Source organism: Streptomyces sp. NPDC026246 (assembly GCF_055567995.1).
Genome location: NZ_JBVHPJ010000003.1, coordinates 663991 through 678070, shown reverse-complemented (window position 1 = coordinate 678070; position 14080 = coordinate 663991). Strand labels below are relative to the sequence as shown.

Sequence of the window (14080 nt, the reverse complement as noted above, 5' to 3'; positions counted from 1 at the left end):
CCCCCACCGAAGCCGCGCTTCGCAGCCGGCGCCGCCCCGATTACGCTGCTGGGCATGACACCAGCCGCCTCCAGTCCCGCCTACCGGCGGCTCAGCGTCGAGGAGCGGCGCACCCAGCTGCTCTCGTCCGCGCTGGGCCTCTTCGCGCACCGCGCTCCCGTGGAGGTCTCGCTGGACGACGTGGCCGAGGCGGCCGGGGTGTCGCGGCCGCTGGTGTACCGCTACTTCCCCGGCGGCAAGCAGCAGCTGTACGAGGCCGCGCTGCGCTCCGCCGCCGACGAGCTCCAGGACTGCTTCGACGAACCCCGCGAGGGTCCCCTGCTCGCCCGTCTGTCCCGGGCCCTGGACCGCTACCTCACCTTCGTCGACGAGCACGACACCGGCTTCAGCGCCCTCCTCCAGGGCGGCAGCGTCGTGGAGACCTCGCGCACCTCGTCCATCGTCGACGGCGTGCGCCGCGCCGCCGCCGAGCACATCCTCAGCCACCTGGGCGCCACCCGGCCCGGCCCGAGCCTGCGCATGACGGTCCGCATGTGGATCACCGCGGTGGAGGCGTCGTCGCTGATGTGGCTCGACGAGGGCAAGCAGCCTCCCGCCGGGGAGCTGCGCGACTGGCTGGTCGAGCAGTTCGTGGCGGTGCTGACGGTGACCGCCCGGCGCGACCCGCAGACCGACGCCCTGGTCCGGGCCCTCGCCGAGGATGTCTGACACTGATCCCGTGAAGAGCGAAGAGACCCCCTTCGAGGGCGGCCCGATGGACGGCAGGGTCCTGCCCGTCCTCCTCGGCATCACCGGCCACCCGCCCAAGACGTACCGCATCCCCGTCCCGGACCCCGCGGGCGGCCCGCCCACGGTCCTGGTCTACCGCCGTGTCCCCCGGGGCCCGGGCAAGGTCGGGCTGAGCAACCGCTGGAAGTACGCGTACGCCCCGGAGGGCGTGCCGCCCCGCCGGCTGAACTGGCCGTGGTCGAAGCCGCACAGGCCAGACGCCACGCCGCCCGGCAAGCCGGACGACGCCGACGGGTGACCCCGTTGCGCCGAACCGCGCACACCCGCCGCGCGCTTCCCGCGCGCGCACCTGATCCTCACGAGTGTCCGGTGGCCGAAGGGCCGCCCCCGCACCGGAGGTGATGGCATGTCAGCACGGCTCGTGCGTCTGGTCTGTGTCGCGGCGACGGCGGCGACGACGGCCCTCGCGCCCGTCCCCGCCACCGCGGCCCCGAAGCCGGCCGGGGACGTCTCCGTGGCCGAGCTGCTGACGGATCTTCAGAAGCTGTACCGGGAGACAGAGAAGGCGACCGAGGCGTACAACGCCACCGACGAGAAGCTGAAGGCGCAGCGCGCCGAGACGGCCCGGCTGGAGCGCGCCCTCGTCCGCGCGCGGCTCTCCCTGTACGACAGCCGGAGCGCGGCCGGCCGGCTGGCCCGCCAGCAGTACCAGAGCAGCACCGACCTCTCCCCCTACGTACGCCTGCTCCTGGCCCGCGACCCGCAGCACGCGATCGAGCAGGGCCAGGTGATCGGCCGGCTGGCGCGGGAGCGCGCCGGCACGGTCGGGCGCCTGACCGGCGCCGAACGCACGGCCCGTGCGCTGGCCCGCACGTCCCGCACGGCGCTGGACCGGCAGCTGGTCCTCACCGAGCGGCGCAGGAAGGCCAGGGACGAGGTCCGCGAGCGCCTCGCGGAGGTGGAGGAGATGCTCACCTCGCTCAGCCGGGACCAGCTCACGGCCCTGGCCGAGCTGGAGGCGGACGGCATCACGAAGGCGCAGAAGAAGTTCCTGGCCTCCGAAGCCCTAGGCGGGACCGGTGAGGGCGAGCCGTCCGGCAGCGGCGACGCGGCCCCCGACGACGACGGCGTAAGCGAGGGCGAGGGCCAGAGCGAGGGCGAAAGCGAGGGCCAAAGCGACGGCGAGGGCGGAAGCAATGACAAGGCCGACGGCAAGAACCGCGACGGCCGCAAGGCCGGCGGCCGGGACGGCGTGCGGCGCCCGACCGCCGCGGGCGCCCGGGCCGTCCGCTACGCCGTGCGGCAGTTGGGCAAGCCCTACGAGTGGGGCGCGGAGGGCCCGAGGTCGTTCGACTGCTCGGGGCTGACCTCGCGCGCCTGGGCCGCGGCCGGGAAGGTCGTGCCCCGGACCAGCCAGGAGCAGTGGAAGCGGCTGAAGCACGTCCCGCTGAACCGGCTGCGCCCCGGTGACCTGGTGGTGTACTTCCCGGAGGCCACGCACGTGGCGGTGTACCTGGGCGACGGCATGGTCGTCCACGCACCCCGCCCCGGCGCCCAGGTGAAGGTGTCACCGATCGCCGCCAACCCCGTCCTGGGCGCCGTCCGTCCGGACCCGGCGGGGAAGCCCCTGCGGCGCTACGAGCCGCCGGAGCTCCCCGAGGGCGCCGAGGACGGGTCGGACGAGGGCTATGAGGCGGACGGGGCCTAGGCGGCGCCCGCGCCCGACGCCTCGACCAGGTACGCCTGGGTCTTGTCCGGGTCGTAGAAGAAGTTCTCGAAGTCGGACGGGTCGTTGAAGCCGTTGGCGAAGCGGTCGGCCACGGGCTGGATCTCACCGGCGGCGCCGATGAGGTTCAGGATGTGCTCCGGCGGCGGCGCGAGCATCGCGTTGGTCCACTTGGTGACGTGCTGCGCGGTATTCCAGTAGCGGGCGAAGGTCGCCCGCATCCACTCCTCGTCGAACGGCCTGTCGCCGTGCTCGACGATCGAGGCGAGGTAGGCGGCGGCGCACTTGGAGGCCGAGTTGGAACCCTGGCCGGTGATCGGGTCGTTCGCGACGACGACGTCCGCCACGCCCAGCACGAGTCCGCCGCCGGGGAGGCGGCCGATCGGGTTGCGGACGGTCGGGGCGTAGCGTCCGGCCAGCGTGCCGCCGGCGTCGGTCAGTTCGACCTTGGTGGCCCGGGCGTACTCCCAGGGGACGTACCGCTCCATGAGTTCCAGGGTCAGGGAGAGGTGCTCCGCGGGGTCCTTGACGCCGGCGAAGACGTCGAGCGGACCGCCGGGTATGCCCTCCCAGAAGAGGATGTCGGCGCGGCCGGAGGTGGTCAGGGTGGGCATCACGAACAGCTCGCCGACGCCCGGCACGAGGTTGCAGCGGACCGCTTCGGTGCCGGGGTGCTCGGGGCGCGGCCCGAGGCCGTGGACGTAGGCGACGGCGAGGGCGCGCTGCGGCTCGCTGTACGGGGAGCGCTCCGCGTCGCGGCCGAACATCTGCACCAGTTCGCCCTTGCCGGCCGCGACCAGCACCAGGTCGTAGGTGCGGGAGAAGTAGTCGAGGTCGCCGACGGCCGCGCCGTGGATGACGAGCTGTCCGCCGCGCTGGGCGAAGGTCTCCATCCAGCCGGCCATCTTCACGCGCTGGTCGACGGACTGCGCGAACCCGTCCAGCCGGCCCAGCCAGTCGATGGCCCGGGCGGCGGGGCCCTCGGCCCAGGAACCGGGGGCGGCGACCGAGACGCCGAGTCCTTCGATCTTCGGGGCCTGGGACTCCCAGAAGTTCAGCTGGAGGTCACGCTCGTGCTGCAGGGCGGTGTGGAACATGCACTGCGTGGACATGACCCGGCCGGTGCGGATCTCGTCCGCCGTCCGGTTCGACATCAGGGTGACCTCGTACCCCTGGGACTGCAGGCCGAGGGCGATCTGGAGGCCGGACTGACCGGCTCCGACGACGAGTATCTTCCGCATGCGGGGCTGTCTCCTACTCGGGGGTTTCGTCGAGCGCGTGGCCCACCAGGGCCAGGAGGGTCTCGATCACGGAGATCCGGCGACGCGCGTCCATGATCATGACAGGTATGTTCCGCGGGATGGTCAGGGCCTCCCGCACGTCCTCCGGCTCGAACAGCTCGCTGCCGTCGAAGTGGTTCACGGCGACCACGTACGGCAGTCCGGAGCTCTCGAAGTAGTCCAGGACCGGGAAGCAGTCCTTCAGCCGCCGCGTGTCGGCCAGGACGACGGCGCCGATCGCTCCGCGCACGATGTCGTCCCACATGAACCAGAACCGCTGCTGGCCCGGTGTGCCGAACAGGTACAGCACCAGGTCGTCGTCGAGCGTGATGCGCCCGAAGTCCATGGCGACGGTGGTGGTGGTCTTGCCCGGCGTGGCGGTGAGGTCGTCGGTGGCCTCGCTCGCCTCGGTCATCAGCGCCTCGGTCTGCAGGGGCGTGATCTCCGAGACGGAGGTGACGAGCGTGGTCTTGCCCACGCCGAAGCCGCCCGCCACCACGATCTTCGTGGCGATCGGGGCCCGGGTGCGGTCCGTCTCCCAGGCGTGCATGCCCTCGTCGGGCTGCGCGAACGGAGAGGAACCGGTGACGCCGTGAGCGGCGTCAGAGACGACGGAGTCCACTCAGCACCCTTTCCAGCAGAGCGCGGTCGGGGCGGCCCGTGCCATGGCCGGTCCCCGTGCCGTACACACGGATCTTTCCCTGGTCCGCGAGGTCGCTGAGGAGCACGCGGACCACGCCGAGTGGCATCTTCAGCAGCGCGGCGATCTCGGCCACCGTACGCATCCGGCGGCACAGTTCGACGATGGCCCTCAGCTCCGGCATCACGCGGCTGGAGAGGTGGCCGTTGGTCAGTTCCCTGCGCTCCTCGGCCGCTTCGAGGGCGGCCGTGCTCGCCACGAACGTCTCCACGAGCAGGACGTGACCGAAGCGGGTGCGGCCGCCGGTGAGCGAGTACGGGCGCACCCGGGCGGGTTTGCGGTCCCCGCCACGCACGGGGAGCTGCTGTTTGGGCGTACTGCTCATCGGGCGTCCTCCGCCGTCTGCGTCTCCTCCAGGGAGGCGCGCAGCTCGCTGCGCAGTTCGGGCGTCAGGACGTGACCGGCCCGGCCCACGAACAGCGCCATGTGGTAGGCCACCACGCTCATGTCGCAGTCGGCGGAGCCGTGCACGCCGAGCAGCGAGCCGTCGCTGATCGACATGACGAACAGGCTGCCCTCCTCCATGGCGATCATGGTGTGCTTGACCCCGCCGAAATCCATCAGCTTGGCGGCCCCGACCGTGAGGCTGCCGATGCCGGAGACGATGGTCGCCAGGTCGGCGGCGGATCCGCGCGGGCCGGTCTGCCGGGTCCCTCGGGTCTGCAGGGCTTCCCGGGCCTCCTTGTTGCGGTCCGCGTCCGAGGACAGCAGGAGCAGTCCGTCGGACGAGACGACCGCGACCGACAGGATGCCGGGGACCTCCTCGACGAGGTTGGTCAGCAGCCAGTGCAGGTTTCGCGCCTCGCTGCTCAGTCCGATCAGTCCGAAGGTACTGGGAGCGGTCAACTGCTTGCCTCCTCGACTGTGCCCCCCGTGGCTTCTTCGGATTCAGCTGGTCCAGAGGTGCCGGTGGCGGTCGGCCTCTTGTGCGAGGCCGTCTGCTCGGCGATCTCCGCACTGACGTCCCGATGGCCGGCCTGGGCGCCCTGGCGGAAGCCGCCGAGGCGTCGGCGCAGGGCCTCGGCGTCGACGGAGCCGCTGCGCTGGCGTGGCGCGGTGGCCGGTGCGGTGATCTTGGGCGTGCGCTTGGGGAGGCCCTTGTCGGTGACGCGCTCGTGTTCGGCGTCGGCCTCCGCCGCGGTGTCGCCCCCGGCGGGTTCGTTCCCGGCCGCACCCCCCGTGCGGCCTTCGTGGTCGTGCGCGGCCGGCCCGTGCGGGGCGTCCCCTCCGGCGCCGGCAGCGGATGCGTGCTGCACGTCGTCCGGCTCGTCCTGCGGCAGGGGGGCCAGCAGCTCCATCGTGGTCTCGGACGGGCTCTCGGACGGGGTCTCCGCCGGGCTCTGTGCCGGGATCTGTGCCGGGATCCGCGCCCGTTCGGCGCCGGCGGGGTCCGCCGTGCGGTCCGCTCCGGTGGTCCCGGCCGGTTCGGGGTGCTCCGCGGCGGTGCCGCGCTCGCCGGCCTCCGTGCGGCGCACGGCCTTCTCCGCCAGGGCCACCAGCGGGTCACCGCTCTCCGCGCGGCCGTGCAGGACGTTGGAGTTGGCCTCGGCGTCGGCACCGGGCAGGGAGAAGGAGTGGGCGGCGCCGGAGACGGGCCCGGAGGCCGGGACGGCCCCGGGCGTGGCCGCCGCCAGCAGGGTGCGCGGCAGGACGACGACCGCCGCGACACCGCCCTGCTTCTGCTCGCGCAACTGCACGCGCACGCCGTGGCGGTGGGCGAGGCGGGCCACGACGTACAGCCCGAGGCCGAGGCCGTCCTCGCCCTCCTGGTCGTAGGGCGCCTCGGGGTCGAAGTCGGACAGCCGGGTGTTGAGCCGCTCCATGCGGTCCTCGGTCATGCCGATGCCCTCGTCCTGGACGGAGAGCATGACCTCGCCGTTCTCCAGGAGCCAGCCGGAGATCTCCACGGGCAGGTCGGGCGGGGAGAACGAGGTGGCGTTCTCCAGGAGTTCGGCCAGCAGGTGGGAGAGGTCGTCGGCGGCGAACCCGGCGATGTGGGCGTGCGGCGGCAGGGCGGCGATGCGGACCCGCTCGTAGCGCTCGATCTCGCTGACCGCGGCGCGCACGACGTCCACGAGCGGTACCGGCCCGGCCGTGTGCTGGACGTGCTCGGTGCCGGCGAGGACCAGGAGGTTCTCGCTGTGGCGGCGCATGACAGTCGCGAAGTGGTCGAGCTTGAACAGCGTGGCCAGGCGGTCCGGGTCCTGCTCGCGCTCCTCCAGGTTCTCGATGACGCCCAGTTGCCGCTCGACCAGGCCCAGGGTGCGCAGTGCGAGGTTGACGAACGTGCCGCCGATGGCGGTGCGCAGCCGTTCCAGCTGGGCGGCGGACTCGGCGAGTTCGCCGCGCAGTTGCTCGCGGGCGTCGGCCATCTTCTGCCGCTGTCCCACGAGGTGCTTGCGGTCGGCCTCCAGCGTGGTGATGCGCTCGGTGAGGGCGGCGGCGTGCGCGTGCAGGGCGTTGACGGAGCGGACGACCTGGGCGAACTCGTCGTTACGGCCGGTGAACTTGACCGGCTCCTCCGCCGCCGGGTCCTCGGCCTCGGCGAGGCGCTTGGAGCCCAGGCGCAGGACGGCCAGCGGCCGGGTGAGGCTGCGGGCCATGCCCGTGGCGACGCCCACGGCGAGCAGCATCAGGGCGCCGAGGACCGCGACGCGGATCTCCAGCGCGGTGACGTCCTCGTCGCGCAGCGCCTCGAGGTCCTTGGCGCGCCGGTCGTAGAGGGCCGACTCCACGCCGCGCATCAGGTCGACCCGGGCGGACAGGGCCGTGTCCAGCTTCGTGGTGCTGGTGCCCAGTTCACGGCTCGACAGGGCCGGCTGGTCGGTCAGGGCCGCGAGGTACTTCTCGGCGGAGTTGACCTCGGTGCCGGTGACGGTGCTGTCGAAGGAGGCGCGGGCGGCCTTGGGCGCGGTGGCCCGGAAGTCGGCCAGGGCCGCGTCGGAGCGCAGCCGGGCCTGCTGGGCGGCGGCGCTCAGCAGCCCGCGCTGCCGGGTGTCGGCGTCCGAGGAGGTGGAGGTCCGGGTCGGCAGCCCGGTGACGGGGTCGATGACCGTGCCGGTGCTGCGCGGCACGCTGAGCGCGGCGAGCAGCAGCCCGCGGGCCGCCGCGGCCTGCTGCACGGCGGAGTCGAGTTCGGCCAGGGCGTACGCGCCGGAGCCGGCGCGCGGCGGCGTGCGCTGGGCCAGGTCCTCGGCGAGCCGGTGCAGTTCGGTGATGGCGGTGGAGTACGCCTGGTGGGTCTCCAGCGCGCTGCTCTTGCCGGTGAGCGCGGCCCGTCGTACGGCCGCTATGCCGTCGAGCCCGGCTTTCAGGACCGCCGGCGTGTCCGAGTCGGCGCGCAACTCCTCGACCTGCCGGTCCACTCGGGCGCTGCGCTGCTCGGAGGGTGCCTTGGACTCGGGGCGGCCTGCCGCGATGTAGGCGGTGACGTCGTCGCGTTCGTCGGCCAGGGAGTGGGCGAGGACGAGGGCGTCCCGCGTCTGCTCGGCGAGCGTCACCAGCTGCTGCGAGTCGTGGAGTTGCCCGGAAGCGGCGAGGACGGCCGGCGTGCCGGCACCGGCGATGGCCGCGGCGACCACGGCCACCGAGACGATCAGCCGGTTGCGTACATGGGTGGGGCGGCCCTTGCCGGTGGGGGGCGTCGGCTCAGCGCTTCGCTGGGGGGCCGTCTGCTTGCCTGTGCGACGAGGCCGCGTCTTCTGCACCGGTGCTCGCATTCCTGACTCGTGAACCCTTGGGTCCGGGTGACGCTCCGTCAACTGGCGCGTACTCCCGGTACACTTCCCGACCCTCCCAGCGCCGGTGTGCCACGCACGCGCATCACCTGACCCGCCACCCGAAGGAGTGAACATCGGAGGGGAGTTGAGGGGCAAGTTCCACCGGCCTGTGCAGTCGCCCCGCGCGGCAAGCCGGTTGGACGACGGCGACGGGCGGTGGCAATATTCGCCACCACGTCTTCCCGATACACAGCATTACCCGCCAAACAGGGCGTCCGACCTGCTGGAGTGTGCCGGTCCGGCGATCGTCGCCGACCTCCGGCGAACCTTGTGAAGGGCTCGTGCAGACTGGCTCGATGCGTACTGAACTCGCCTCGGAGCCCGGGGACGCGGACCGCCCGAACGAGGACTTCGCCGCTGTCGGACTCCCGGCCTCGGGACAGGGCGGTTCGGTCGTCGTGCTGGACGGGGTCACACCCCCGAAGGGCGGGACGGGCTGTCTGCATTCCGTCCCCTGGTTCACCGCACGCCTGGGCGGCGCACTGACCGAACTGACCGTTTCACTCCCGGATGTTCCCCTCGCCGACGCGTTGTCCCACGCCATCGCGCGTACCGCCGCAGCACACGCGACAACCTGTGACCTTTCTCACCCGCGTACGCCGCAGGCCACGGTGGTCGTAGCGCGCTGGAACCCGGCCACGGTGGAGTACCTGGTCCTCTCGGACTCGGCGCTCCTGGTGGAGTCCCCGGAGGGGGTGGTGACGGCGGTGCTGGACGACCGGCTGGCCCTGCTCCCCCGCTCGGCCCTGGCGACGGACGCGCTCGTCGACACGACCCTGCGCAACAAGGAGGGCGGCTTCTTCACCGCCGCGGCCGATCCGTCCGTCGCGGCGCGGGCGGTGACCGGCACCCTGCCCCGCGGGGAGGTGCGCGCCCTGGCCGCCCTGACGGACGGCGCCGGCCGCTGGGTGGAGCGGTTCGGCCAGGGTGACTGGACGGAGTGCTTCCGGATGGTGTGCAAGGAGGGGCCGCAGGCGCTGGTGGACCGTGTGCGGGCGCTGGAGCGGTCGGACGCGGCCCGGACGTCCCCGGGCAGGGGCAAGACGCACGACGACGCGACGGTCGTGTACGCCGAGTTGTAGGCGCCGGGCGCGGCCGCCGCGCTACTTCTCCATGCCGCGGTTGAGCTCGTGCAGCAGCCGGGCCAGTTCCGTGACCTCGCGGGTGTCCCAGTCGGCGAGGCGGCCGGCGTAGCGGGCGCGGCGGGCCTGGCGGACGCGGCGGACCCGGTCGTGCCCCTCCTGGGTGAGGGCGACCAGCCAGGCCCGTCCGTCTGCGGGGTCGGGCTCGCGGGCGACGAGGCCGAGCTCCTCCAGGGCGCGCAACTGCCGGGACATGGTGGCCTTGCCGACACCGATGTAGCCGGCCAGTTCGGTCGCCCGCTGCTTGCCGCACTCGTCCAGGCGCACGAGCAGCCCGTAGGCGGACGACTCCAGGTCCGGGTGGACCTCGCGGGCCATCTCGCCCTGGCTGGCCCGGGCGCGCCGCAGCAGCACGGTCAGCTCGCGCTCCAGCGCGAGGAACGCGGGCTGGTCCACACCGCGTCCCGGGCCGGCGTCCCGGCGGTCGTCGTCGTTGCCGTCGTCGTGCACGTGAGCCCTGCCTCGGTCGTCGCCCGGTACCTGAATTCTCCGCCCGCCGCGGGCATCGCCGCAGCTCGGCAAGTATTCCGCAGCTCGCGGCACCCGTGTCCACAGGGTCCTCACGGGGTGAAGGCCCGGATCTCCCTCACGGGACCCGGGCCTTCCCTCATCCGATGACCTCCGTCACGCGGCCACCGGAACCTCGGGCGCGGCGCCGTTGGTGGCGGGCGCGAGCGCCAGTTCCAGGACCTGGCGGACGTCGGTGACGGCGTGGACGTCGAGCTTGTCCAGCACCTCCGCCGGGACGTCGTCCAGGTCGGGTTCGTTGCGCTTGGGGATGATCACCGTGGTGACACCGGCCCGGTGCGCGGCGAGCAGCTTCTGCTTCACCCCGCCGATCGGCAGCACCCGCCCGGTCAGCGAGACCTCGCCGGTCATCGCGACGTCCGTGCGGACCAGCCGGCCGGACAGCAGGGACGCCAGGGCCGTGGTCATCGTGATGCCGGCGCTGGGGCCGTCCTTGGGGACCGCGCCCGCCGGGAAGTGGATGTGCACGCCCCGGTCCTTGAGGTCGGCCACCGGCAGTTCGAGCTCGGCGCCGTGCGAGCGCAGGAAGCTCAGCGCGATCTGCGCCGACTCCTTCATCACGTCGCCCAGCTGACCGGTCAGGGTCAGTCCGGCCGCACCGGTCTCCGGATCGGCCAGGGACGCCTCGACGTACAGGACGTCCCCGCCCGCGCCCGTCACCGCGAGCCCGGTCGCCACGCCCGGCACGGACGTCCGCCGCTCGGCCGGGTCCTGGGCGGACTCGGGCACGTGGTGCGGCCGGCCGATCAGGTCCCGCAGGTCCTCGTCGCGGACGGTGAACGGCAACTCCTGTTCGCCCAGTTCGTGCCGGGCCGCGATCTTGCGCAGCAGCCGTGCCACGGACCGCTCCAGGGTGCGCACGCCCGCCTCGCGGGTGTACTCGCCGGCGAGCTTGCGCAGGGCGCTCTCGTCGATGGTCACCTCGTCCGCGCCGAGGCCGGCCCGCTCCAGCTGGCGCGGGAGCAGGTGGTCGCGGGCGATGACGACCTTCTCGTCCTCGGTGTAGCCGTCGAGGCGGACGATCTCCATGCGGTCGGCCAGGGCCTCGGGGATCGCCTCCAGGACGTTGGCGGTGGCGAGGAAGACCACGTCCGACAGGTCCAGTTCGACCTCCAGGTAGTGGTCCCGGAAGGTGTGGTTCTGCGCCGGGTCGAGCACTTCGAGCAGGGCGGCGGCGGGGTCGCCCCGGAAGTCGGAGCCGACCTTGTCGATCTCGTCGAGGAGCACCACCGGGTTCATCGACCCGGCTTCCTTGATGGCCCGGACGACACGGCCCGGCAGCGCGCCGACGTAGGTGCGCCGGTGGCCGCGGATCTCGGCCTCGTCGCGGACGCCGCCGAGGGCGACGCGGACGAACTTGCGGCCCATGGCGTGGGCGACGGACTCTCCGAGGGAGGTCTTGCCGACGCCGGGCGGCCCGACGAGCGCGAGCACGGCACCGCCGCGCCGCCCGCCGACCACGCCGAGGCCCCGGTCGTCACGGCGCTTGCGCACCGCGAGGTACTCGGTGATGCGTTCCTTGACGTCGTCCAGGCCCGCGTGCTCGGCGTCCAGGACGGCCTGGGCGCCCCGGATGTCGTAGGCGTCCTCGGTGCGCTCGTTCCACGGCATCTCCAGGACGGTGTCCAGCCAGGTGCGGATCCAGGAGCCCTCGGGCGACTGGTCGGAGGAGCGCTCCAGCTTGTCGACCTCCTTCAGGGCGGCCTCGCGGACCTTCTCGGGCAGGTCGGCGGCCTCCACCCGGGCGCGGTAGTCGTCGGACTCCTCGGCCGGGTCCTTGCCCGCCTCGCCGTTCAGCTCGCGCAGCTCCTTGCGGACGGCTTCGAGCTGGCGCCGCAGCAGGAACTCGCGCTGCTGCTTGTCGACGCCCTCCTGGACGTCCTTGGCGATGGTCTCGGCCACGTCCTGCTCGGCGAGGTGGTCGCGCAGCTGCTGGGTGGCGAGCCTGAGCCGGGCCACCGGGTCGGCGGTCTCCAGCAGTTCGACCTTCTGGTCGGTGGACAGGAACGGCGAGTAGCCGGAGTTGTCGGCCAGGGCGGAGACGTCGTCGATGGCCTGGACCCGGTCGACGACCTGCCAGGCGCCGCGCTTGCGGAGCCAGGCGGTGGCGAGTGCCTTGTACTCCTTGACCAGCTCGGCGACCTGCCCGGGCAGCGGCTCCGGGACGGTCTCGTCGACGCTGGTGCCCTCGACCCAGAGGGCCGCGCCGGGGCCCGTGGTCCCGGCACCGATCCTCACCCGGCCCCGGCCGCGGATGAGCGCGCCCGGGTCGCCGTCGGCCAGCCGGCCGACCTGTTCGACGGTGCCGAGCACACCGGTGTTCGCGTAGGTCCCGTCGATGCGCGGCACCAGGAGTACCCGGGGCTTTCCGGGTGTTGTGCGGGCGGCGGCCTGCGCGGCCTCCACCGCCGCACGGACCTCGGAGTCGCTCAGGTCCAGCGGGACCACCATGCCGGGCAGCACGACCTCGTCGTCGAGCGGCAGCACGGGCAGGGTGAGCGGTGTGAACGCCGTGGACTCAGCAGCCATGATCTCCCCTTCGGCAGTCAAGTTGAGCTATGCCGACTCAATGCTCGGGGGCGGCCGAATGTTCCCCGGCAGCCGTTCGCTGTCAGCGATCACCTCTCCCGCGCCGGACTGGGGCGCCCGTAAGGTCGTCGCGTAATAGACGAACCGCACTTACAGTCGTTACAGGGGGATGCGTGGACGGGACCGTGCAGGCGTGGGTGAACGGGTGGGTCGTGTCCCGGGGGGCGGCCCCGCCCATGGCCGAGCCATGGGGCTGGACGATCGACGTGGGCCTGTACGGGCACGTCACCCGGCACGTCCTCGGCACCAAGGGCGACGCCCTGGACGAGACGACCGTGCGCAAGGTGGCCGGCGCGGTCACCGGGCAGGGTGTGTGGCTCAAGGCGTTCCGGGACCCGGCGGTGGTCTCCGGCTGGCTCGGCGACGGCTGGTGGGTCGACCCGGAGCCCGGCTACCTGATGACCGTCCCGCTCAAGGAGGACGACGTCCCGGACGTGCCCGACGGCCACCGGCTGCGCATCTGGTCGCGCGACGGGGTGACGCGGCTGATCGTGGCCGCACCGGACGGGTCCCTCGCGGCGCGCGGCCAGATCGCCCCGACGGGCCGCACCGCCGTCGCCGACCAGATCGAGACGGCCGCCGCGCACCGCCGCAAGGGACTCGGCAGCCTCGTCATGCGGACGCTGCAGCAGATCGCGTACCGGCAGGGCGCGCGCACCGGCGTCCTGGCCGGCACGCCCGCGGGCCGCGGTCTCTACGAGGCCCTGGGCTGGCAGGTGGCGGCCCCGCTGACCAGCGCCCGGTACGGTCCGCCGCCCGCCGCTCAGCCCTGAGGGGCCGCCCGCCGGGCACCCGGGGGGAGCCGCCGGGCCGCGTGCCACCGCCGCACCGGCGGCCAGAGCGCGATCCCGACCACCAGGGCGATCAGATGCCCCCACGCGGTCAGGGGGTCGGTGAAGGCGAGCAGGTCCTGCACGAGCATCGCGCCCAGGGCGGCCAGCGCCGGCACGCGCAGCCACAGCGGCAGCAGTCCGGCCAGGGCGCCGCAGACGGCCGCGACACCGAAGCTCACGCCGTAGTCCATGCGGTGCAGTGAGGATCCGGGGAGGTCCCCGGCCAGCACCGCGAGGCCCACGGGCACCTCGGTCGCCAGGGTGGCCAGGACATGGCCGAGCAGGAAGACACCGGCCGTGCGCAGCCCGCCGACCCGCCGCTCCAGCGCGGTCAGCACCAGCACGAAGCCGAGGGTGAAGGGGGAGGCCGGCCCGCCCGCGATCCACAGCGCGCTGCCGATCAGCACCAGCTCCGGCGTCCGCACCAGGTGGGCCACGTCGGTGCTGGAGCCCTGGAGCAGCGCGTGCACCACGGCGGGGTCCGCCAGCGCGGCGATCAGCCCGGTCGCGCAGAGCACGACGGTGTACCAGAAGGTGAACGGCGTCCCGGCGGGCGTGGGCAGCAGCCGCCAGGGCCGCGGTCCCCTCGCCACGGCCTCGCGCGGGCCCGCGGCGGGGATCCTCCGTGCGCCGGTCCCCGCCGCCGCGCGCGGGCACCACTGGCGCGGCACCCCGTCGAGCAGCACGGGCACCCCTTCGGCGGGCCGGCCGGCCGGTGCGGCCGTCCCGTCGGGCGGCGCGGTGCGTTCCACCACGGGCGCTCCTTCCGTCCTG

The 14080-nt window shown here is 73.4% G+C and carries 13 protein-coding genes; 5 read left to right on the top strand and 8 right to left on the bottom strand.

Annotation, left to right across the window (positions count from 1 at the left end; genetic code table 11):
* The first annotated feature begins 54 nt into the window (after nt 1–54).
* From ACZ4M5_RS11290 to ACZ4M5_RS11280, 3 genes are all read left to right on the top strand, one after another.
* Nucleotides 55–708 carry a TetR/AcrR family transcriptional regulator gene (locus ACZ4M5_RS11290; RefSeq protein WP_467735327.1) on the top strand — a complete coding sequence of 218 codons (654 nt, stop codon included), beginning with the start codon at nt 55–57 and terminating at the stop codon, nt 706–708.
* A 10-nt stretch (nt 709–718) separates the two neighbouring features.
* Nucleotides 719–1027, top strand: coding sequence for a hypothetical protein (locus ACZ4M5_RS11285; protein WP_467735325.1), 309 nt, complete (start codon nt 719–721; stop codon nt 1025–1027).
* A gap of 108 nt (nt 1028–1135) precedes the next feature.
* The gene (locus tag ACZ4M5_RS11280) at nt 1136–2437 is read left to right on the top strand and encodes a C40 family peptidase (protein ID WP_467735323.1); all 1302 of its coding nucleotides are present in this window, start codon (nt 1136–1138) and stop codon (nt 2435–2437) included.
* On the opposite strand, the gene ACZ4M5_RS11275 is transcribed toward ACZ4M5_RS11280, so the two are convergent.
* Genes ACZ4M5_RS11275 through ACZ4M5_RS11255 form a run of 5 tightly spaced genes read right to left on the bottom strand, consistent with a single transcriptional unit; the run spans nt 2434 to nt 8142 of the window.
* Nucleotides 2434–3696, bottom strand: coding sequence for a styrene monooxygenase/indole monooxygenase family protein (locus tag ACZ4M5_RS11275; RefSeq protein ID WP_467735321.1), 1263 nt, complete (start codon nt 3694–3696; stop codon nt 2434–2436). The genes ACZ4M5_RS11280 and ACZ4M5_RS11275 overlap by 4 nt on opposite strands.
* A gap of 13 nt (nt 3697–3709) precedes the next feature.
* Nucleotides 3710–4357, bottom strand: a complete 648-nt coding sequence (locus ACZ4M5_RS11270; RefSeq protein ID WP_467735319.1) for a GTP-binding protein — start codon at nt 4355–4357, stop codon at nt 3710–3712.
* Nucleotides 4338–4760, bottom strand: coding sequence for a DUF742 domain-containing protein (locus ACZ4M5_RS11265; protein ID WP_467735317.1), 423 nt, complete (start codon nt 4758–4760; stop codon nt 4338–4340). Before ACZ4M5_RS11265 ends, ACZ4M5_RS11270 begins: the two co-directional genes overlap by 20 nt.
* Nucleotides 4757–5281 carry a roadblock/LC7 domain-containing protein gene (locus ACZ4M5_RS11260; RefSeq protein WP_467735315.1) on the bottom strand — a complete coding sequence of 175 codons (525 nt, stop codon included), beginning with the start codon at nt 5279–5281 and terminating at the stop codon, nt 4757–4759. The genes ACZ4M5_RS11265 and ACZ4M5_RS11260 overlap by 4 nt, the downstream gene beginning before the upstream one ends.
* Complete coding sequence (locus ACZ4M5_RS11255; protein WP_467735313.1) at nt 5278–8142, bottom strand: sensor histidine kinase; 2865 nt, start codon at nt 8140–8142, stop codon at nt 5278–5280. Before ACZ4M5_RS11255 ends, ACZ4M5_RS11260 begins: the two co-directional genes overlap by 4 nt.
* 368 nt (nt 8143–8510) lie before the next feature.
* Here ACZ4M5_RS11255 and ACZ4M5_RS11250 point away from each other — a divergent pair, with 368 nt between their 5' ends.
* Nucleotides 8511–9296 (top strand): protein phosphatase 2C domain-containing protein, encoded by a 786-nt coding sequence (locus ACZ4M5_RS11250; RefSeq protein WP_467735311.1) that lies wholly within the window; start codon nt 8511–8513, stop codon nt 9294–9296.
* Between the two features lie 21 nt (nt 9297–9317).
* On the opposite strand, the gene ACZ4M5_RS11245 is transcribed toward ACZ4M5_RS11250, so the two are convergent.
* Nucleotides 9318–9806, bottom strand: coding sequence for a MarR family winged helix-turn-helix transcriptional regulator (locus ACZ4M5_RS11245; RefSeq protein ID WP_467735309.1), 489 nt, complete (start codon nt 9804–9806; stop codon nt 9318–9320).
* Between the two features lie 174 nt (nt 9807–9980).
* Nucleotides 9981–12413, bottom strand: coding sequence for an endopeptidase La (lon, locus tag ACZ4M5_RS11240; protein WP_467735307.1), 2433 nt, complete (start codon nt 12411–12413; stop codon nt 9981–9983).
* Between the two features lie 173 nt (nt 12414–12586).
* Here lon and ACZ4M5_RS11235 point away from each other — a divergent pair, with 173 nt between their 5' ends.
* Nucleotides 12587–13246, top strand: a complete 660-nt coding sequence (locus tag ACZ4M5_RS11235) for a GNAT family N-acetyltransferase (protein ID WP_467735305.1) — start codon at nt 12587–12589, stop codon at nt 13244–13246.
* On the opposite strand, the gene ACZ4M5_RS11230 is transcribed toward ACZ4M5_RS11235, so the two are convergent.
* Entirely contained in the window at nt 13237–14058 is an 822-nt protein-coding gene (locus ACZ4M5_RS11230; protein WP_467735574.1) for a rhomboid-like protein, read from the bottom strand. The genes ACZ4M5_RS11235 and ACZ4M5_RS11230 overlap by 10 nt on opposite strands.
* Nucleotides 14059–14080 lie beyond the last annotated feature (22 nt).